Genomic DNA, 18560 nt, shown 5'->3' on the forward strand with positions numbered 1-18560 from the left:
GCGAGTGAACCTGCTTTGCATGATAGGTCGCTGGTTTTCAGGGGGAGGGGGATAAATTCACAGATCCGGCGAAAGTTTGCGCCGCTTCATCCTTGAAGTCGTCTGTGGGGGCAAGCGCGGTGACCTGATAGACGTTATTGCCCTGGCTGAACAGCAAAACCCGCTCTCGCACCGGCTTGCCGTCGGGCGTCTGACCGTCGATGCGAAGATCCAGGCCGTCTGGCAGACCCGGTGTGGCATTTTTGGGAATGTCGGGCGACGAGAAGGTGACCTTGCCATGCACATTGTCCACCGCGGCCTGATGCAACTGAGCCAGCGCCTGGGCGGCCAGCGCGGGGTTGGGCAGCTGGGCGTGGGCGAGCGCAAAGGTCATTTTGTCGGCCACGCAGCCGGTCATACTCATTTTTATTTTCTGGTCGGCCAGCTCCACGTCCTGCGCGATCTGCTCCGGTTTGCAGGGATAGGTCAGCAGAATGTTGATGTCTTTCGGTCGCACATCGCGCCAGTCGAGTGCGGGAGAGCAGGCGCTGAGAAGCGCCGCAGCGGTAAGCAGCAGGGTGGAAAAACGGATCACCGACGCTGCCGCTGGGTATCGGGCTGTGGATAACATACCCCCATTATCCCGTGACTTCGGAGTCGAGGTGTCAGTATGTCGAAGGTGAAGGTGTTTTCTCTCAAGGAAACGCAGGGCCGCCCCAAGTTTCCTTGCCCCCCACGGGGGGCGGGCTGGGTGCAGCCCAGCCCTGGGGGCGCTCAGTGCGATCTTCGCGAGGGCTTCGTCGCATTAGGCCAACAGTGGCGACAGTTTCTGCGCCTTGTTTCACTGCTTTTGCTGAGCCTGACGGCAGGCGCGGCTTGGGCGGAAACGCCCCTGCCGCCGGTGCAGAACCTGCAGCAAAGCGCACTTCAGGCCGCGGCAAAGGATCAGCCTCTCATCGTCATGTTCAGTCTGCCCAATTGCCCGTTTTGCGAAAAGCTGCGGCGCACTCAGTATCAGTTCATGGCCAAAGAAGGCTATGTGGTGCAGCAGATCGAGATCACCAGTCGCACCCCGGTCACCGGATTTGATGGCAAGCCGACGACGGGCGTCCAACTGGCTCGGCAGTTCGGCATCCGGCTTGCGCCGACAGTGTTGTTTTTCGGGCCCGGCGGTAAAGAGATCGGCGAGCGCATCACCGGGGCGCCGACGGCGGATTTTTACGGCGCCTTCATCGACCGCGCGCTGAAAGAAAGTGCGCAGGCGCTCAAGGCCAAGCCGGGGGCGGCCTGAGCGCGGATAGGTCGGATAGGTCGGAGAGAGGTTTGTCGCGCCTTGGCGACAAATCGCCCCTCTGCAAAACGGGAAATCGTATACCCCCATGAGTATTGATATACTCCGGCCTGTATATATCGCGTGACCTCGCCCAGCAGGGCGGCTATTCTCGGCAGCAGTCTGCCCCGCGTGGGGGCTATACACCTGAGGGTGTAGGTGCTTCAGGGGCGGTTACACGCATTCCTTGGTTAGATTTCCTCTTTCTGGCGGAGCTGGATGATGACGGATTCCATACCTCGACGCGTGCGCGTCGGGTTGCTGGCAGGTGCTTGTCTTTACGTTCTGGGGAGTTTGGCGTCGGCGCAGGCTGAAACGCTGGATTTCCGCCAGGCGGTGGATGTGGCGCTGAGGCAAAACCCCGATCTGATGGGGGTGCAGGCGCAGATGGCGCAGGCGCGTGCCGGCATCAATCAGGCCGAGGGCGCCAAAATGCCCAAGGTCACGGTGTCGGCAGGGGTGACCCGCACCAACGACGCACTCAATGCCTTCGGTATCAAGCTGTCGCAGCGGCAGGCGACGTTCAACGATTTCGGCGCCGGGCAGTTCGACCCGACCAACCCCAATGTGCTGAGCGTGGCGCCCAACTCGCTCAATTACCCCGGTTCGGTCAACAATTTCAACACCCGCATCCAGGCCGAGCTGCCGATTTACACCGGTGGCAAGCTGCAGGGGTATCTGCAACAGGCCCGCTCCATGCTGATGGCGGCGCAGGCCGGTGATCAGGCGGCCAGGCAGCAGATCATCTACCACGCTCTGCAGGCGTATGACGGCGTGTACACCGCGCGCGCCTTCAAGGGCGTGGCGGGCAAGGCGCTGGAAGCGGCGCAAAGCCAGGTGAAAACGGTGGACAGCCTGTTCAAGCAAGGCGTGGTGATCAAGAGCGATTTGCTTTCCGCGCAGGTGCGTCAGGAAGACGTGAAGCTGCAACAGGATCAGGCCGCCGATATGGAAGCGCAGGCGATGGACGCGCTGCATGTGGTGCTCGGTGTGCCGCTGAATCAGCCCATCACCCTGGGGCCGGAAGTCATGGTGACCATGCCCGAGGGCGACCCGAATGCGTGGGTCGGACAGGCGATGGAGCGCAATCCGAAAATTCAAGCGCTGCAGCACCAGATCGCCGCGGCGGGCGGCAAGATCGAGGTGGCGCGCGCTGACCGTTATCCGCAAGTCGGCGCCATGGCGCGCTTCGATACCAATGATCCCAACCTCGGCTTCGAATCGCGCAGCTACACCGTGGGGGCACAGCTCAACTGGACGATTTTCGACGGCGGCGTGACGCGCAACGCGGTCGATCAGGCCGTGGCCCAGCGTATGGAACTGCAGGCCAAACTGCAGAGCGAACAGAACCAGCTCGGCATGCAGGTGCAAGACAGTTATCGCAAGGCGGTCGATGCCGCCAATCAGGTCAAGACTCGCGAGCTGGCGGTGAAGCAGTCGGAGGAAGCCGCGCGCATTGTCAGCAAGCGCTATGCCGATGGCGTGGGCACGCTGGTGGAAGTGCAGGGTGCGCAGGCACAGCTCGACAAGGCCCGTGCGGATCTCATCATGGCCAAGCAGCAGGTCAATCTGCAACGCGCCGCATTGCGGCTAGCCATCGGCGATCTGACGCTCGACGCTACGCAGCCGATCAAGCCGGTGGCGCAGCTCGCGACGGCGCAGGCTGTTGCGGCTGTCTCCCCTTCCAATCCTTGAGCGCGACCGTCTGGGTGCTGTTCCCGTTCGCAGCCTGTCGTTTTCCGAAGTGCATCCGAATCTGATCTCGAATCTGATCTTTCTCTCATGACCGCCATGAATCATTCTGTCCTGCCTTTGCTGCGCCGCGCGCCGCTGGCCCTCGTGCTGTCCACGGCCCTGTTGTCGGCCTGCGGCCATCCCTCCGAGACCGCGCAAACCGCCGCCGCACCCCGCGTGGTGGCGGCGCAAACCCTCAAGCTCGCTTCGAGCGATCAGCAAAACCTCACCCTGCTGTCGGGCACGGTGATGTCGAGCAATCAGGTGCAGGTCGCCTCGCGGTTGATGGGCTATATCCGCACCCTCAATGTCAAAGAAGGTCAGACGGTGAAGGCCGGGCAGTTGCTGTTCCAGGTCGATCCCACCGACATTCAGGGCCAGGTGGCGCAGGCCCGCGCAGGGCTGGCGCAGGCGCAGGCCAATCTGGCCAACGCCAAGGGTGATTTCGAGCGCTTTGGCAATCTTTACAAGGAACAAGCCATTCCCAAGCAGCAATGGGATCAGGTGCAGCTGCGCTATCAGGTGGCGCAGGAGCAGGTGGCTGCGGCGCAGGCCGGTTACAACACCGCTGCGGCGCAGATGCGCTATTCCTCCGTGACCTCGCCGATTACCGGTGTGGTGGTGCAGAAGATGGCCAATCAGGGTGACCTGGCCGCGCCGGGCCGCCCGGTGCTGGTGATTGAAGGGCAGGGCAAGCTGCAGGTGACGACGCAGGTGCCGGGTGAGGTGTTCGCCAAGATCAAGGTGGGCGACAAGGTGCAGGTGCTGGCAAACGGCAAATCGCTGCAGGGCACCATCGCCCAGACCGTGCCGGTGGCTGATCCGATGAGCCATACCCACACGGTGAAGATCGACCTGCCGGCCAACGCCGGGCTGGACAGCGGCAGCTTCGTGCGCGTGGGCTTTGCCGTCGGCAGCTCGCCGCAGTTGCGCGTGCCGCAAAGCGCCGTGGTCGATCGCGCCGGAATGACCGGGGTGTTCGTGGTCGATAAGGACGGCATTGCTCACTTCCGTCTGGTGCGTCTGGGCGCGGAGATGGGCGCCGATGTCGAAATTCAGGCCGGGCTGAACGCGGACGACACCATTGTCACCAGCAATCTGCCTGCAGTGGAAAACGGCGTGAAGATCGGCGGAGGCAACCGTGGCTGAACATGCGGCTCCCATGAACAGCGCGGGCAAGCTGGCCCGCGCGTTTATCGAATCAAAAATCACCGCCCTGATCATGGTCGGCCTCACCCTCGCCGGGGTGTTGGCGCTGCTGGTCACGCCGCGCGAATACAACCCGCAGATCGTGGTGCCGGCGGCGAACATCATCGTCGCCAAGCCGGGGGCCGGGCCGCAGGAGATTCAGAATCTGGTAGTCAAGCCGCTTGAAGCCATCATGGCCTCGATGTCCGGCGTCGATCACACCTATGGCTATGCGACCAACGATTTCGGCGTGGTCACAGTGCAGTTCAAAGTGGGCGAAGACCAGGAAAAAAGCCTGGTCAAGATGTACAACCAGTTGATGCAGAACCTCGACCGCATTCCCCCGGGGGCGATGCAGCCGGTGATCAAGCCGATCAATGTGGACGACGTGCCCATCCTCACCCTCACGCTGTCGTCCGCGACGATGAATGGCATGCAGCTGCGCGATGTCGGCGAAAAAGTGCTGGCCCATCTGCGCAACGTGCCCGGAGTGTCGTTCACCGAAGTGGTGGGGGGCGCGCCGCGCGCGGTGAACGTGGCGATTTCGCCGAGCAAGCTGGCGGCCGCCGGCATTCCGCTCGAACAGCTCGACAAGATTCTGCAAGGCAGCAACGCGGCGGCGCCCATCGGTAATCTTGTCGATGGCAACAAGGTCACCCCGGTGCGCATCGACAGCTTCCTCGGCAACGCACAGCAGGTGGGCGACATCCTGATCGGCGCGCCAAACGGCAAGCCTGTCTATCTGAAGGATGTGGCCAAGGTCACCGAAGGGCCGGAACAGGTGGACGATCTGTCGCACTTCGCCTGGGGCCTGGCCGCCAAGGGCAAGCCGCATGGCCAGGAGATGAGCGCGGTCACCCTTGCCATCGCCAAAAAATCGGGCACCAATGCGGTGGTCGTGGTGCACGATGTGCTCGCCAAGCTCAGCGAGATCGAGAGCTATGCGCTGCCGCAGGGGGTGCATGTCACCGTGACCCGCGACGACGGCCACAAGGCCAACGAGGCGGTGAACACGCTGGTGGAGCATCTGGGCATCGCCATTGTCAGCGTGTCGCTGCTGCTGTGGTTTTTCCTCGGCTGGCGCGAGGCCGGCATCGTGACGCTCACCGTGCCGCTGACGCTGTTCGCCGTGCTCACGGTCGATCTGATCGTCGGCCAGAGCATCAACCGCATCACCCTGTTCGCGCTCATTCTTTCGCTGGGTCTGCTGGTCGATGGCGCCATTGTGGTGATCGAGAACATCCACCGACACCTGCATGGCGGGCCGGTCAAGAACTTCAATCGAACGGTGATTCAGGCGACCAACGAGATCGGCAATCCCACCAATATGGCCACGCTGGCGGTGATTTTGGCCTTCGTGCCGATGGCTTTTGTCAGCGGCATGATGGGGCCCTTCATGCGGCCCATTCCGATCAACGTACCGGTGGCGATGATCGCCTCGCTGATCTTGGCCTATACCGTGGTGCCCTGGGCGGCGCGCGTCTGGCTGAGCAAAAAAGCGATGCGCGAGGCGCTGGCGCACAGCAGCAGCCTGGAAGAAGAAGGCGCGCACAAGCAGGACAAGCTGCACACGGCGTATCTGAAACTGATCGAGCCGCTGTTGCGCAACCGTGTTCAACGCAACCTGATGTTCCTCGCCGTGCTGCTGCTGCTCATCGTGGCCATGCTGATGCCGGCCTGGCAGTTCATCCGCCCCTCGGGCATGAACGGCCCTTTGTCGGCTCTGGGCGTCGAACTCAAGATGCTGCCCAACGACAACACCAATACCTTCCTGGTGCAGATCGACACCCCGGCGGGCTCGACGCTCGAGCGCACCGATCAGGTGGCGCGTGCGGTGGGCGATGTGCTGGCGACCAATCCTTATGTGGTCGATTACCAGACCTTCGTTGGGCAGGCGGCGCCGATCGACTTCGCCTCGCTGGTGCGCGGCGACATGCTCAAGCGCGGCGACAACTTTGCGCAGATTCGCGTCAATCTGGTGGGCAAGGACGAGCGCTCGGTGGAGTCGCATGCCATCGTGCAGAAGCTCTACGAGCAGCTCGCCCCGGCGCGCGCGCGTTTCCCATCGACCTTCATCAAACTGTTCGAAACCCCGCCGGGCCCGCCGGTGCGTGCGCAGGTCATGGCCGAGCTGTATGGCCCGAGCTATGCGACTCTGCGCTCCTCCGCGAAAGACGTGCTGGGCGATTTCGACAAAACCTATGGCCTGATGAACCAGGACGACTCGGTGACGTCCACATCTTCGGAATACCGCATCAAGATCGACCGCCAGAAAGCGGCGATGTCGGGCATCGTGCCGGGGCAGATCATCCAGCTGCTGCACAACTATGTGTCGGGGCTGAAGGTCGGTGCGGTGCATGACAGCAACGCGCTGGAGCCGGTCAACATCATCGTGCGCGTGCCGCGCGCCGATCGCCAGAGCCCGCAGCAACTGCTCGACGTGCCGATCCAGAATGCGCAAGGCAAGGTCATTCCGCTCTCGAGCATCGCCACGGTGGAGAAGACCACGCTGGCCAAGCCGATCTACAGCCGTGACCAGCATCCCGTGGTTTATGTGGGCGGCGAAATGATTCATTCCAGCCCGGTCTATGCCACCCTGAGCCTGAACTCCATGCTCGACGGCAAGAAGCTGGCCAACGGCACCACCTTCACCACCGGCAATCTCGGCTTCACCGAAACTCCAGCGAGCGACCTCAAGGGCTATCAACTGCTGTGGGGCGGCGAAATGCGCCTTACGCTCGACGTGTTCCGCGATCTGGGCGCGGCCTTCATGGTGGCGCTGGTGTTCATCTACCTGCTGCTGGTGGCGTATTACAAGTCCTTCCTGCTGCCGGTCATTGTGATGGGGGCCATTCCGCTGACGCTGATCGGCGTGTTCCCCGGCCACTGGATCACGCATCAGTCGTTCACCGCCACCTCGATGATCGGGGTCATCGCGCTCGCGGGCGTGGTGGTGCGCAACTCGCTGCTGCTCATCGACTTCATCCTCGATTACCGGGCTCGCGGCTACAGCCTGCAAGAGTCGGTCGCGCAGGCAGGGGCAGTGCGCCTGCGGCCGATTCTGCTCACGGCGCTGGCCATCATGTTCGGCTCGGCCATCATGGTGTCCGATCCGGTGTTTGGCGGCCTGGCAGTGTCGCTGATCTTCGGCACCTTGCTGTCCACCATCCTCACCCTGCTCGTCATCCCTCTGCTCTACTACGTCTGGCAGATCCGGGTGAAGCCCAAAGTTCCGCCCAAGGCTCCGGCCGCACCGGCTGAACGTGTGCTGACGACCTGAATCTGACGATTCAACAACACAACCTTGGAGATTTTCAAATGACTGTCGAACGCTATATCCGTGTCATTGCCGGCACATTCATCCTGATCTCAGTGCTGTTGGGCGCACCCGCGAGCCCGATCTTCGTCTCGCAGTGGTTCCTGCTGTTTACCGGTTTTGTGGGCGCCAATCTGCTGCAGTTCGGTTTCACCAATCTGTGCCCGCTGGGCTTTTTCCTGCGCAAACTGGGTGTGCCCGATTCCAAAGCCAACTGCTGCGGCTGATCGGGCAGGGTGATGGCACGTTCGGCTCATCCCCGCCTCAAGTTCCTCGCGCCCGGCTGGTTTGCCGTGGTGCTGGGCTGGGGCGGCCTCGCTTTGGCTTGGCATCAGGCCACGGCCCTGCTCGGTGAACCCGCAGCCATGATCTCGCAAGTGCTGGGCTGGGCCGCCATCGGCGCGCTGGGCTTGCTCGCGCTGCTTGCCGGGCTGAGATTGCAGCGGCATGCATCCGACTGGTTGGCCGATGTGCGCCACCCCGTGCGTCATTCCGTGCTGGCCCTGGTGCCCATGGCGATGCTGGTGATAGCCGGCTTTGCCGTGCAGGTGCTGGGCGCCAACAACGTCTGGATGGCTGGATTTTGGATGTTCGGCGCCTTGGCTCAGTTGGCTGCGACGGTCTGGGTCTTTCATCGCCTGCGGCAGAGCGCAGCGACTGACAAAGGCTCCAACTGGGCGGGCATTACCCCTGCGCTCTTTCTGGCTGCGGCGGGCAATGTCGTAGTGCCCTTTGCCGGTGTCGCCCTCGGTTTTCAGATCTGGTCCGTGGCGCAGTGGACCATCGGTGCACTGTTTTTTGTCGTGGTGCAGGTGCTGTTCATGGTGCGCGTCACGGCCTTCGGCAGGCTGCCGCGCAAGCTCTTGCCCATGCTGTTCATCACAGTAGCACCTCCGGCGGCCGGCGGCCTGGGCCTTGCCCAGTTGGGCGCACCCGTCGAGGCACTGGAAGGGGCGTGGGGCATTGCGCTGTTCTTCGTCATCCTGAGCTTTCTGTCTTTCAAGCCGATGATGCAGGAGGCCTTCACCATCGGCCACTGGGCGCTGTCCTTCCCCTTGGCCGCGTTTGCCGGACTGTCGATGCACCTCGCCCTCATGACGCAAAACGGCGCGATGCAGACCTTTGCCATTCTGGCGCTGGCGCTGGCCTCGGTGATCATCGGCTGGTTGACCCTGGCGACGGCGCGCGGCCTGCGCGATGGCAGCTTGCTCGCACCTGAACCGGTGGCGTTGATTCATGCGGCTTAAATGGGCTTGGGGAGCGCGGCCGACGGATTCGAGCCGCTCGCCTATGATGGAGAAGATTGGATGAAACGCAGCACCAAGCCCATACAGATTCCCGGAGCCATCACCATGTCAGTTCTGACCAACGAAGCCTCTCGCACGGACATTCTCAACCGCCTCAAGCGTGCCGAAGGGCAGATGCGCGGCGTGCAGCGAATGATCGAAGAGGGCGAACCCTGCCTGAAGGTGGCTCAGCAGCTCTCAGCCGTGCGCAAGGCGCTCGACAGCACTTTTGTGCGCATGACCGTGTGCTTTCTGGAGCAGGAACTCGACGGGCGTTTGGAGCCCACCGAGGGCGGCGAGCAGCCCAGGCTCAGCGCCATGCTCGACGAAGTTGAAACCCTGCTGGCCCGGATGAACTGAAAATTTTCAGTCGTTCCTCGATGCGGCCTCGATGATGCCGCCGCCCAGGCAGACCTCGCCGTCATACAGCACCGCAGACTGTCCTGGTGTCACCGCCCATTGCGGTGCGTCGAACTTCAAGGTGAAGCGCTCAGGGCCCTGGTACTGAAAACGGCAAGCGGCGTCCACCTGACGATAACGGGTCTTCGCACCGTAGCCACAGGCTCCTTCAGCGGGCGCCGTGCCCGACACCCAACTGGCCGACAGCGCCTGCAGCGTGTGGCTTAGCAGCAGCGGATGATCGTGGCCTTGTGCCACGATGAGTTGATTGCGTTCCAGATCTTTTCCGGCCACGAACCAGGGCTCGCCGTTGCCGCTCTTGCTTCCCCCCAGGCCGATGCCTTTGCGCTGTCCGAGGGTGTAGAACGCCAGTCCCAGATGCTCGCCTACCGTCTTGCCCTCCGGGGTTTTCATCGCGCCGGGTTGCGTGGGCAGGTAGCGGCTGAGAAAGTCGCGAAACGGGCGCTCGCCGATGAAGCAGATGCCGGTGGAGTCTTTTTTGCGGGCGTTGTGCAGGCCTATCGCCTCGGCCACTTTGCGCACTTCGGTCTTGTTCAGCTCGCCCACCGGAAACAGCGTGCGCGCGAGCTGCGCCTGATTGAGTCGGTGCAGAAAGTAGCTCTGGTCTTTCGAGGCGTCCAGCCCGCGTAGCAGCTCGAAGCCGTGGTCGGTCTCACGCACCCGCGCGTAATGCCCGGTGGCGATGCGGTCTGCGCCCAGGCGCATGGCATGGTCGAGAAAGGCCTTGAACTTGATCTCGGCGTTGCACAGCACGTCCGGGTTGGGCGTGCGTCCGGCGGCATATTCGCGCAGGAAATCGGCAAACACCCGCTCTTTGTATTCCGCGGCGAAATTCACCGCCTCGATATCGATGCCGATGCGGTCGGCCACGCTCGCGGCGTCGAGCCAGTCTTGACGCGTGGAGCAGTATTCGCTGTCATCGTCGTCTTCCCAGTTTTTCATGAATAGGCCAACGACCGTGTAGCCCTGCTGTTTAAGCAGCCAGGCGGAAACGGAGGAATCGACCCCGCCGGAAAGCCCGACCACAACGGTGCCGCGAGAAGAAGATGTCATGCGCAAATTGTAGAAAGAAGGCTGGGCTCAACCGAACACACTCGGGTCGGTGGCGATCAGTTCCAGGGGGTAGCGCTGCCCCCGCAAGTAATCCTCGACGCAGCGCAACACCAGCGGGCTGCGATGACGGCTGGCACTGGCGCGCAGGGCGTCGAGGTCCATCCACAACGTGCGCTCGATGCCCTCGTCCAGCGCGCGTCCGGGGTCTGCAGCGGAGACTTCGCCGCAGAACGCGAGTCGCAGATAGCTCACATCCTGATGGCCGCTTGCAGTGTGACGGTGGGTGCGCGACAGGTACACGCCCACCAGGCCGGTGGGGACGAACACCCGGCCGGTTTCTTCCAGTGCTTCACGTACCGCGCCCTGTAGCGGGCTTTCACCCACTTCCAGATGGCCTGCGGGCTGGTTCAGGCGCAAGCCACCCGCCGTCTGCTCTTCCACGAGCAGAAAACGACCGGTCTGTTCGACGATGGCGGCAACCGTGACGCGAGGACGCGCAGAGGGATCAGAGTGCATGGCGGCAAGAATGCAAGAAATAGAAATAGGGCTTGATGCAAAATATTAAAAAAAGCAAAAGAGATTTCCTGATGTACGTAATTTGCGCTGCAGCAATCTTAGGGAAAACGCGGGATAATGCTGCGCTTGGATCTATTGCTTAGGCAAGCAGATTTGTTCCGACTGAGTGGGGCTGAAACGATCTCGTGTTCGTGCTGCGTTCAGACCCCGATAAAGCAGACTTCAAAGGAGAGACTCCATGCGTATCGGCATTCCGGCAGAAACTTTGGCCGGCGAAGCCCGTGTTGCAGCAACACCGGAAACAGTCAAAAAACTGATTGCCCAGGGGCACACCGTGGTGATGCAAGCCGATGCCGGCCTGCGCGCCGACGCCCCTGACGCAGATTACATCGCCGTAGGCGCCACCGTCGGCGATCGCGCCGAGGCCTTTGCGGCCGAAATGGTGCTCAAGGTCAGGCCTCCCACAGCCGAGGAACTCGGGCTGATGAAGACCGGCACCGTATTGGTCGGCATGCTCGACCCATTCAACGCCGAAGGCTTGCAGGCCATGACCGACGCAGGGCTGACGGCGTTTGCGCTCGAAGCGGCGCCGCGTACCTCGCGGGCGCAGAGCATGGACGTGTTGTCCAGCCAGGCCAATATCGGCGGTTATAAGGCCGTCATGCTGGCGGCCAATCTTTACCAGCGCTTCATGCCCATGCTGATGACGGCGGCGGGCACGGTCAAGGCTGCGCGCGTGGTGATTCTGGGTGCCGGGGTGGCGGGTTTACAGGCCATTGCCACGGCAAAACGCCTGGGCGCGGTGATCGAGGCTTCGGACGTGCGCCCTGCGGTCAAAGAGCAGATCGAGTCGCTGGGCGCGAAGTTCATCGACGTGCCTTTCGAAACCGATGAAGAGCGCGATATTGCCCAAGGCGTCGGCGGTTATGCCCGTCCGATGCCCGCCAGTTGGATGCAGCGGCAATCCGCCCTTGTTGCCGAGCGGGTCAAGCAGGCCAATGTGGTCATTTCCACGGCGCTGATTCCGGGCCGCCGGGCGCCGGTGCTGATTACCGAGGAAATGGTCAAGTCGATGAAGCCGGGCTCGGTGATTATCGACATGGCCGCGGCGCAGGGTGGCAACTGCCCTTTGACCGAAGCCGGAAAAATTGTGGTCAAGCATGGCGTGACCCTGGTGGGCGAAACCAATCTGCCCGCCCTCGTGGCCGCCGATGCATCGTCTCTGTACGCGCGAAACGTGCTCGATTTTCTGAAACTGGTGTTCGACAAGGAAAAGGGTTTTGTGGTGAATATGGAAGACGACATCGTCGCCGCCTGCCTGATGTGCCGCGATGGACAGTTGCTGCGCAAGACGGCCTGATTTCCCCCTGTCAATGATTTTCATCCTGAACAAGGACTGAACCATGCATGAAATATCTCCTCTGGTGATCAATTTCACTATTTTTGTTTTGGCAATTTATGTGGGCTACCACGTGGTCTGGAATGTCACCCCGGCTTTGCATACCCCGCTGATGGCGGTGACCAACGCCATATCCGCCATCATCATCGTGGGCGCCATGCTGGCCGCCGCGTTGACCGTGACGCCTCTGGGCAAAATCATGGGAACCCTCGCGGTTGCGCTGGCAGCGGTCAATGTATTCGGCGGCTTTCTCGTGACGCGGCGCATGCTGGCCATGTTCAAAAAGAAAACAGCCGGCAAGAGCTAAATCACACCCCAATGGATACCTGACGTTACCGCTTCGCCAACAGATGTCGCACCGATCTGTTTCGAACCGCGGCCGGTGACGCACAGCATCAAGGACTCAATTTATGACACTCAGCATGAATCTCGTGACCCTGCTGTATTTGCTCGCAGCGGTCTTTTTCATTCAAGCGCTCAAAGGCTTGTCGCACCCGACGACCAGCCGGCGCGGAAATGTGTTCGGCATGACAGGTATGGTCATCGCCGTCTTCACCACAGTCGCCTTGATTATTAAGGTGGGCGGCGATGCCGGGGCGCTTGGTCTCGGATATGTGCTACTCGGGCTGGTGGTCGGTGGCGGCATTGGCGCTTTTATGGCCAACCGCGTCGAAATGACCAAAATGCCCGAGCTGGTGGCTTTCATGCACAGCATGATCGGTCTGGCCGCAGTGTGTATCGCCGTGGCCGAAGTCGCCGAGCCCCACGCCTTCGGCATCGTTCAAGCTGCAGGTGACCCGCTGCCTCCGGGGAACCGTATCGAGCTTTTCATCGGCACGGTCGTGGGCGCCATTACCTTCAGCGGCTCGGTCATCGCCTTTGGCAAACTCGCTGGGCGCTATAAATTTCGCCTGTTCCAGGGCGCGCCCGTGCGGTTTGCCGGGCAGCATTGGCTCAACCTGATTATTTTTCTGGCGGCTATCGCTTTTGGTCTTTGGTTCTGGGCTACGGCGGCGTGGACGCCCTTTCTCATCATGATGGCGTTGGCCTTCGTGTTGGGCGTACTGATGATTATTCCCATCGGTGGCGCCGATATGCCCGTGGTCGTGTCGATGCTCAACAGCTATTCCGGTTGGGCTGCGGCTGGCATTGGTTTTTCGCTCGAAAACAATATGCTCATCATCGCCGGTTCATTGGTCGGATCTTCCGGTGCGATTCTGAGCTACATCATGTGCAAGGCGATGAACCGGTCTTTCATCAGCGTGATTCTGGGCGGGTTTGGCGCCGAGTCTTCCACAACCGCCGCAGCGGTGCAGCAACGCCCGGTGAAATCGGGCAGTCCGGATGACGCCGCGTTTCTCTTGTCCAATGCCGAAACAGTCATCATCGTGCCCGGTTACGGTTTGGCCGTGGCCCGCGCGCAGCATGCGGTCAAGGAACTGGCGCAGAAACTTACCGAGCACGGCGTGAATGTGAAATATGCGATTCACCCTGTGGCTGGCCGCATGCCGGGCCATATGAATGTGCTGCTTGCCGAGGCCGAGGTGCCCTACGACCAGGTTTTCGAAATGGACGATATCAACCCAGAGTTCGGCCAGGCTGATGTCGCTGTGATTCTTGGCGCCAATGACGTGGTCAATCCTTCGGCGAAGACCGATCCAAAATCACCGATTGCCGGTATGCCGATTCTTGAGGCTTACAAGGCAAAAACCGTGATCGTGAACAAACGTTCAATGGCTGCAGGGTATGCGGGCCTGGATAACGAACTGTTTTACATGGACAAAACCATGATGGTCTTCGGCGATGCCAAGAAGGTTGTGGAAGACATCACCAAGGCCATCGAATGATGGATTGAAGCATTCCAGTGCTTATGAATGAGCCCGCCTTGTGTGGGCTTTTTTATTTTTTGTTTTGTCGTATGATGATTCTGGTTTTAACTTTCAACACAGGAGAAGGTGCTCATGGCAACGTATAAAGAATTGCAGTCACAGATTGAAGCCCTCAAACAGCAGGCTGAAACGCAACGCAAGGCAGAGATTGCTGCCGTGGTGAGCGATATTCGCGCCAAAATGGATGAATACGGTATTACCTTGGCCGATCTCGGTTCGCGTCGTGGCGGGGCGTCTTCCAAGGGATCGACGGTCGCGCCGAAATATCGCAACGCGCAGACGGGCGAAACTTGGACTGGCCGCGGAAAAATGCCGCGCTGGCTTCAAAGCGCGGTGGACGGCGGCAAAAGCAAGGAATCTTTCCTGATCTGAATACAGCACGGCGCTTTGCCTGCATGTTGCGAGTGAGGCTCGCAACATAAAAACCGGGGATGACCCGGTTTTTTTATGGGGGCGGTTTCAAGTGCGAAGCGCAACACCCCGCGGGACGCTCTCAACGATGCATTGCGTTAAGTCATGATATTTACACGCAGTCATGCGAGTGACGGCAAAAAATCGCGAGCATAGAGCCTGAGCCAGGAAACATGTGCATGAACGACTCTAAAACGCCAATCTGGGCAGCCCGCAGCGGCTGGTGGGAGCGTTTGCAGCCAGTAGAAAAGGCCCGTGTGGCTTCGGAAGTGGGCTACCAGAGCGTGCCAGCAGGGCAGGCGCTGCAGCCTCTGGGCGAAACGGCCCAGCATTGGATCGGCTTGATGTCGGGGCTTGCGAAATTTACCGTGACAACGACCAGCGGCAAACCGTTGGTTTATTCCGGCGTGGGGGCTGGCGGTTGGTTCGGCGAAGGAACGCTGATGCGACTGGGGGTGTGGCGCTATCAGGCCCAAGCCATACGCACTTGCGAATTGGCGCTGGTGCCGCGCGAAACTTTTCTGTGGTTGCTGGAGCGCAATATTGCCTTCAACCATTATTTGCTGCAGCAACTCAACGACCGCCTCGAACTGATGACCTTGCAGGCGCTGGACGATCAGCAAAGCGGTGCTGAATCGATTGTCGCCCGAACCCTGCGGCATTTGTTTCACCCGCTTGCCGGCGCGAATGGCGGCGCGCTGAAAGTCACCCAGTCAGAAATCGGCCAGCTTTGTCATTTGTCGCGCCAGCGGGTGAATCAGGCCTTTCAGCGCCTGGAGGCGGACGGTGTGCTGCATCTGCGGTATGGCGGGGTGGAAATTCTCGATGCGGACAAACTGCGGGCTTGGGAGTTTCGTTGTTTGAACGCCAAAACGTCGGAAAAATCGCTGCTCAAGCGGCGACCTACCGCGCTGCCCAGATCGAACGGCGTAGCCGATTATTTCCGCGCGTCTGATACGACTGGGGAGAGCACGAGCGCCAGTTCGGCCGAACCGCCGGGGTGCGGAACGCGCGGGTAGGGCGGCTTGGGCCACTGCCATCGTGTGGAAGGAAATACTGCGCGCATGGCCAGAATGTCGCAGTGATAGGGCGGGCCCTGTATCCACCCTTCCTCTGCGCCGGGTTTTGCGGTCTGCATGAACAGGGCGAAGAGCCGCCCATGTGGTGCCAGCCAGTGATGCAGCCGATTGGCGTAAGCCATCCAATCGTCCGGGTAAAGCGCGCACAGGCAGGTTTGCTCCCAGATGGCGTCAAACGGTTGCGGGGCGTCCCATTGCCGCACGTCGGCTTGCAAAACGGTCGCGCTCAAACCCTGTTTCTGCAAGCGCTCGGTCACCAGGGCGACGGCCTGCTCCGCGTAGTCCAACGCGGTGACTTCAAACCCTGCGGCCGCCAGATGCAAAACCTCGTGGCCCGCGCCACAGCCCGGCACCAGAATGCGACAGGGTTTGAGCGTGCCCTCGGCGATCCAGTGCAGAAGTTGCGGATGCACCGCGCCGCGATCCCATCCAGTCGTGTGGGTGCGAAAGCGTTCGTTCCAGAATTCAGCGGTCGGTCCGGGCATGATGGGGTTGTCGCCTCAACCATCGGCCTGAGCTTGGCTTGAAGGTCTGGCGCGAAGGTCTGAAATGGTAGGTGCATTCTGCAGCCAATTTTCGCTGGACTGCCAGGTGACTTCGGCGCGCAGCTTTGTGAGGTCGCGCATCGTTTGTTGCAGGGCTTGGGCCAGGTTGGGCGATGCCACTTCCGAGACGCAGATCAGTTGCATTTGATCTTCTCCGTCGCGCTGCGACACTTCCAGTCGTGCCCAGCGGACTTCTGGATGGCGTTTCATAACATCCTGAATCTGATGCGGGTGAACGAAAAGGCCTCTTACTTTGGTGGCCTGATCAGCTCGGCCCATCCAGCCTGCGATGCGCAATTGCGTGCGGCCGCAAGATAGCGGAGTGTGACGCGATTCGGGAACGATAGAGGACAGATCACCTGTGCCGAAACGAATCAGCGGGTATGCCGAGTTGAGTACGGTGACAACCACTTCACCGACCTCGCCATCAGGGACGGGACGATTGTTTGGATCCAAAATTTCGATCAGCACGGATTCATCGATAAGCAATCCGTTTCGTTCTCGGGTTTCAAAGGCGATCAGACCCACATCTGCGGAGGCATAGCATTGCAATGCGGTAATGTTTGCGGCATCCAGCCGCTCGCGCAGCGCACTGTTCAATGCTTCTCCTGAGACGAGTGCCTTGGTCAGTCTTGGCAGCGCGATGCCCAACGCTTGGGCGCGATCGACCAGGATGCCGAGAAATGAGGGGGTTCCGCCATAACAATGCGCGCCCAAATCGGCGAGGGCCTGCACTTGCAACTCGGTCTGTCCGATTCCAGCGGGAAAAACCGTACATCCGAGCCGATGCGCGCCGCCTTCGAGCATGGCCCCTGCCGGGGTGAAGTGGTACGAGAAGCTGTTGTGCAGCAATTCCCCAGGGCGCAACCCAGCTGCGTGCAGGGCGCGCGCCATGCGCCAGGGATCGATGCCGCTGCCTTGAGGTTCATAGATGGGGCCAGGGGAGCTGAATACGCGGAGTGCGGTGGCCCGGTGTGGCTGCTGCGTGGTCCAACCAACGGTGGCATGGCCAGCAAACACATCGCCACCGCGCTCGCAACTTGCTCTTTGCAATGCCAGCAGCTCGCTCTTTCTCAAGACTGGAATGCGTGCGAGTGCGTCGCGCCCAGTAAGCTCTTCAGGTTCTATCTCGCGCAGCCTATCTGCCCAGGCTGATGCATTGGCTTTGGCATGCGCGGCGGTGAGCCTCAGGGCCTTCCAGAACTCGGCTTCTCGCTGATCTGCGGACCGAGTCTCAAGGGCGTCATAGGGGGTATCGTGGCATTCCATGACTACGGTTACTCCTCGGTATCTGTTGACGGTTTCCGCCGGGTCAACTCAGCCAGCGTTTTCGACGGCGATAGCTTCGCGCCTCCCGGAATGACTTCTGGCCCCGGTCGGCCAGACCGAGATAGAACTCCCGTACGTCATCGTTGGCGGCCAGATCCGCCGCAGCGCCATCGAGGACCACACGGCCGTTCTCCAGGATGTAGCCGTGATCGGCATAGCGCAAGGCCATGGCCGTGTTCTGCTCGGCCAGCAGGAAAGTCGTACCTTCGCGTTGGTTGAGCTCGCGAACGATCGCGAACACTTCGTCGACGACCTGCGGCGCAAGGCCCATCGAAGGTTCGTCGAGGAGGATGAGCTTGGGACTCGCCATGAGCGCACGGCCGATGGCGCACATTTGCTGTTCGCCGCCTGAGGTATAGGCGGCCTGGCTGTGACGACGCTCTTTCAGGCGTGGAAAATAGGTGTAGACCTTATCGAGGGTCGCTTGCACCGCACCCTTGCCATCGCGGCGGCTGTAGGCGCCGGCAAGCAGGTTGTCCTCAATGGTTAGGTGGGCAAAGCAGTGTCGTCCCTCCATGACCTGCACCACACCTTGGCGAACCAAGGCGGGCGCGTCCTCCTTGTCGATCCGGTGGCCTTCATAGTGAATGGAACCCTTGGTGACCTCGCCACGCTCGGCACGAAGCAGGCACGACACTGCGCGCAAGGTCGTGGTTTTCCCTGCCCCGTTGCCTCCGAGCAGCGCTGCTATGCGTCCCTTGTCGACGCGAATGGACACCCCCTTTAGGACGAGGATGACATGGTTGTAAATCACCTCAATGCCCTGCACGTCGAGCATGGGTGGGACAGCCTGCGCAGTGGTGTGGGTAGTCATGGGTCGCCTAGAAAATCGGGTGGGCGCCCGACCTGCAGTGAGCTTGGCCGGGCAGGGTGGATCATCAGGAGCCCGAGGTCATTTCCTTTGCGCAGTCGCGCGGCGCAATGTTGTGCTCCTTGGCGTATTTGGCGGCGGCCTCGCGGACCATGGGCTTGATGATCTGCATGTCGGCCTCATACCAGGCGTCGTGCATCACCCACTTTTTCCCGTCCCACGTCTGCATGCGCGCCCAGCTTGATCCCATGTTGCGCATTTCAGTGATCGTGGAC

General features: G+C 61.1%; 18 protein-coding genes and 1 pseudogene. 12 read left to right on the forward strand and 7 right to left on the reverse strand.

From position 1 onward, the window contains the following. Positions 1–37: 37 nt before the first annotated feature. A complete protein-coding gene (locus tag B3H47_RS08495; RefSeq protein ID WP_286986719.1) occupies positions 38–610 on the reverse strand; it encodes a hypothetical protein in 573 nt (190 codons plus the stop codon). Positions 611–829: 219 nt separating this feature from the next. Between B3H47_RS08495 and B3H47_RS08500 the strand changes: the two genes are divergently transcribed. The 7 genes from B3H47_RS08500 (at position 830) to B3H47_RS08530 (ending at position 9193) form a co-directional block, all read left to right on the forward strand. Then, entirely contained in the window at positions 830–1270 is a 441-nt protein-coding gene (locus B3H47_RS08500; RefSeq protein ID WP_286986720.1) for a thioredoxin fold domain-containing protein, read from the forward strand. Positions 1271–1531: 261 nt separating this feature from the next. After that, positions 1532–3004 (forward strand): TolC family protein, encoded by a 1473-nt coding sequence (locus B3H47_RS08505; RefSeq protein WP_286986721.1) that lies wholly within the window; start codon positions 1532–1534, stop codon positions 3002–3004. 96 nt (positions 3005–3100) lie between these two features. Then, positions 3101–4192, forward strand: a complete 1092-nt coding sequence (locus tag B3H47_RS08510) for an efflux RND transporter periplasmic adaptor subunit (protein ID WP_013105124.1) — start codon at positions 3101–3103, stop codon at positions 4190–4192. Then, positions 4185–7511, forward strand: coding sequence for an efflux RND transporter permease subunit (locus tag B3H47_RS08515; protein ID WP_286986722.1), 3327 nt, complete (start codon positions 4185–4187; stop codon positions 7509–7511). Before B3H47_RS08510 ends, B3H47_RS08515 begins: the two co-directional genes overlap by 8 nt. Before the next feature lie 38 nt (positions 7512–7549). Further along, positions 7550–7774, forward strand: coding sequence for a YgaP family membrane protein (locus B3H47_RS08520; RefSeq protein WP_013105126.1), 225 nt, complete (start codon positions 7550–7552; stop codon positions 7772–7774). A gap of 12 nt (positions 7775–7786) precedes the next feature. Then, on the forward strand, positions 7787–8794 hold the full coding sequence (locus B3H47_RS08525) for an SLAC1 anion channel family protein (protein ID WP_286986723.1): 1008 nt from the start codon (positions 7787–7789) through the stop codon (positions 8792–8794). A gap of 105 nt (positions 8795–8899) precedes the next feature. Next, entirely contained in the window at positions 8900–9193 is a 294-nt protein-coding gene (locus B3H47_RS08530) for a metal-sensing transcriptional repressor (protein ID WP_141130520.1), read from the forward strand. A 6-nt stretch (positions 9194–9199) separates the two neighbouring features. On the opposite strand, the gene mnmA is transcribed toward B3H47_RS08530, so the two are convergent. Then, complete coding sequence (gene mnmA / locus B3H47_RS08535) at positions 9200–10306, reverse strand: tRNA 2-thiouridine(34) synthase MnmA (RefSeq protein WP_286986724.1); 1107 nt, start codon at positions 10304–10306, stop codon at positions 9200–9202. Positions 10307–10333: 27 nt separating this feature from the next. Further along, complete coding sequence (locus B3H47_RS08540) at positions 10334–10822, reverse strand: NUDIX hydrolase (protein WP_286986725.1); 489 nt, start codon at positions 10820–10822, stop codon at positions 10334–10336. 238 nt (positions 10823–11060) lie between these two features. On the opposite strand from B3H47_RS08540, the gene B3H47_RS08545 reads away from it, so the two are divergent. From B3H47_RS08545 to B3H47_RS08565, 5 genes are all read left to right on the forward strand, one after another. Further along, on the forward strand, positions 11061–12182 hold the full coding sequence (locus B3H47_RS08545) for a Re/Si-specific NAD(P)(+) transhydrogenase subunit alpha (protein WP_286986726.1): 1122 nt from the start codon (positions 11061–11063) through the stop codon (positions 12180–12182). A 43-nt stretch (positions 12183–12225) separates the two neighbouring features. Then, positions 12226–12528 (forward strand): NAD(P) transhydrogenase subunit alpha, encoded by a 303-nt coding sequence (locus B3H47_RS08550; RefSeq protein WP_013122565.1) that lies wholly within the window; start codon positions 12226–12228, stop codon positions 12526–12528. A gap of 103 nt (positions 12529–12631) precedes the next feature. Further along, positions 12632–14068: an NAD(P)(+) transhydrogenase (Re/Si-specific) subunit beta gene (locus B3H47_RS08555; protein ID WP_013105131.1), complete on the forward strand. Its 1437-nt coding sequence runs from the start codon at positions 12632–12634 to the stop codon at positions 14066–14068. Between the two features lie 114 nt (positions 14069–14182). Next, positions 14183–14482, forward strand: coding sequence for an H-NS histone family protein (locus B3H47_RS08560; protein WP_276707111.1), 300 nt, complete (start codon positions 14183–14185; stop codon positions 14480–14482). A 218-nt stretch (positions 14483–14700) separates the two neighbouring features. Further along, entirely contained in the window at positions 14701–15540 is an 840-nt protein-coding gene (locus B3H47_RS08565) for a Crp/Fnr family transcriptional regulator (protein WP_286986727.1), read from the forward strand. Here B3H47_RS08565 and B3H47_RS08570 read toward each other — a convergent pair. The 4 genes and pseudogenes from B3H47_RS08570 to B3H47_RS08585 all read right to left on the reverse strand — a co-directional run. Beyond that, positions 15459–16085, reverse strand: coding sequence for an SAM-dependent methyltransferase (locus B3H47_RS08570; protein WP_286986728.1), 627 nt, complete (start codon positions 16083–16085; stop codon positions 15459–15461). The genes B3H47_RS08565 and B3H47_RS08570 overlap by 82 nt on opposite strands. Positions 16086–16100: 15 nt before the next feature. Beyond that, positions 16101–17414: a phenylacetate--CoA ligase family protein gene (locus tag B3H47_RS08575; RefSeq protein WP_286986729.1), complete on the reverse strand. Its 1314-nt coding sequence runs from the start codon at positions 17412–17414 to the stop codon at positions 16101–16103. Positions 17415–17457: 43 nt separating this feature from the next. Next, positions 17458–18288, reverse strand: coding sequence for an ABC transporter ATP-binding protein (locus tag B3H47_RS08580; RefSeq protein WP_013122570.1), 831 nt, complete (start codon positions 18286–18288; stop codon positions 17458–17460). A 64-nt stretch (positions 18289–18352) separates the two neighbouring features. Continuing rightward, a pseudogene (locus B3H47_RS08585) lies at positions 18353–18560 on the reverse strand (hypothetical protein); the annotation flags it as partial.

Source organism: Thiomonas sp. UBA7699 (assembly GCF_002482605.1).
GTDB classification, from domain to species: Bacteria; Pseudomonadota; Gammaproteobacteria; order Burkholderiales; family Burkholderiaceae_C; genus Thiomonas; species Thiomonas arsenitoxydans.

What these genes read in the sequence shown, in the direction of transcription:
- B3H47_RS08495 (WP_286986719.1), bottom strand. Translation starts at nt 610, where the DNA reads ATGTTATCCACAGCCCGATACCCAGCGGCAGCGTCGGTGATCCGTTTT.
- B3H47_RS08505 (WP_286986721.1), top strand. Translation starts at nt 1,532, where the DNA reads ATGACGGATTCCATACCTCGACGCGTGCGCGTCGGGTTGCTGGCAGGT.
- B3H47_RS08510 (WP_013105124.1), top strand. Translation starts at nt 3,101, where the DNA reads ATGAATCATTCTGTCCTGCCTTTGCTGCGCCGCGCGCCGCTGGCCCTC.
- B3H47_RS08520 (WP_013105126.1), top strand. Translation starts at nt 7,550, where the DNA reads ATGACTGTCGAACGCTATATCCGTGTCATTGCCGGCACATTCATCCTG.
- B3H47_RS08525 (WP_286986723.1), top strand. Translation starts at nt 7,787, where the DNA reads ATGGCACGTTCGGCTCATCCCCGCCTCAAGTTCCTCGCGCCCGGCTGG.
- B3H47_RS08530 (WP_141130520.1), top strand. Translation starts at nt 8,900, where the DNA reads ATGTCAGTTCTGACCAACGAAGCCTCTCGCACGGACATTCTCAACCGC.
- mnmA (WP_286986724.1), bottom strand. Translation starts at nt 10,306, where the DNA reads ATGACATCTTCTTCTCGCGGCACCGTTGTGGTCGGGCTTTCCGGCGGG.
- B3H47_RS08540 (WP_286986725.1), bottom strand. Translation starts at nt 10,822, where the DNA reads ATGCACTCTGATCCCTCTGCGCGTCCTCGCGTCACGGTTGCCGCCATC.
- B3H47_RS08545 (WP_286986726.1), top strand. Translation starts at nt 11,061, where the DNA reads ATGCGTATCGGCATTCCGGCAGAAACTTTGGCCGGCGAAGCCCGTGTT.
- B3H47_RS08550 (WP_013122565.1), top strand. Translation starts at nt 12,226, where the DNA reads ATGCATGAAATATCTCCTCTGGTGATCAATTTCACTATTTTTGTTTTG.
- B3H47_RS08555 (WP_013105131.1), top strand. Translation starts at nt 12,632, where the DNA reads ATGACACTCAGCATGAATCTCGTGACCCTGCTGTATTTGCTCGCAGCG.
- B3H47_RS08560 (WP_276707111.1), top strand. Translation starts at nt 14,183, where the DNA reads ATGGCAACGTATAAAGAATTGCAGTCACAGATTGAAGCCCTCAAACAG.
- B3H47_RS08565 (WP_286986727.1), top strand. Translation starts at nt 14,701, where the DNA reads ATGAACGACTCTAAAACGCCAATCTGGGCAGCCCGCAGCGGCTGGTGG.
- B3H47_RS08570 (WP_286986728.1), bottom strand. Translation starts at nt 16,085, where the DNA reads ATGCCCGGACCGACCGCTGAATTCTGGAACGAACGCTTTCGCACCCAC.
- B3H47_RS08575 (WP_286986729.1), bottom strand. Translation starts at nt 17,414, where the DNA reads ATGGAATGCCACGATACCCCCTATGACGCCCTTGAGACTCGGTCCGCA.
- B3H47_RS08580 (WP_013122570.1), bottom strand. Translation starts at nt 18,288, where the DNA reads ATGACTACCCACACCACTGCGCAGGCTGTCCCACCCATGCTCGACGTG.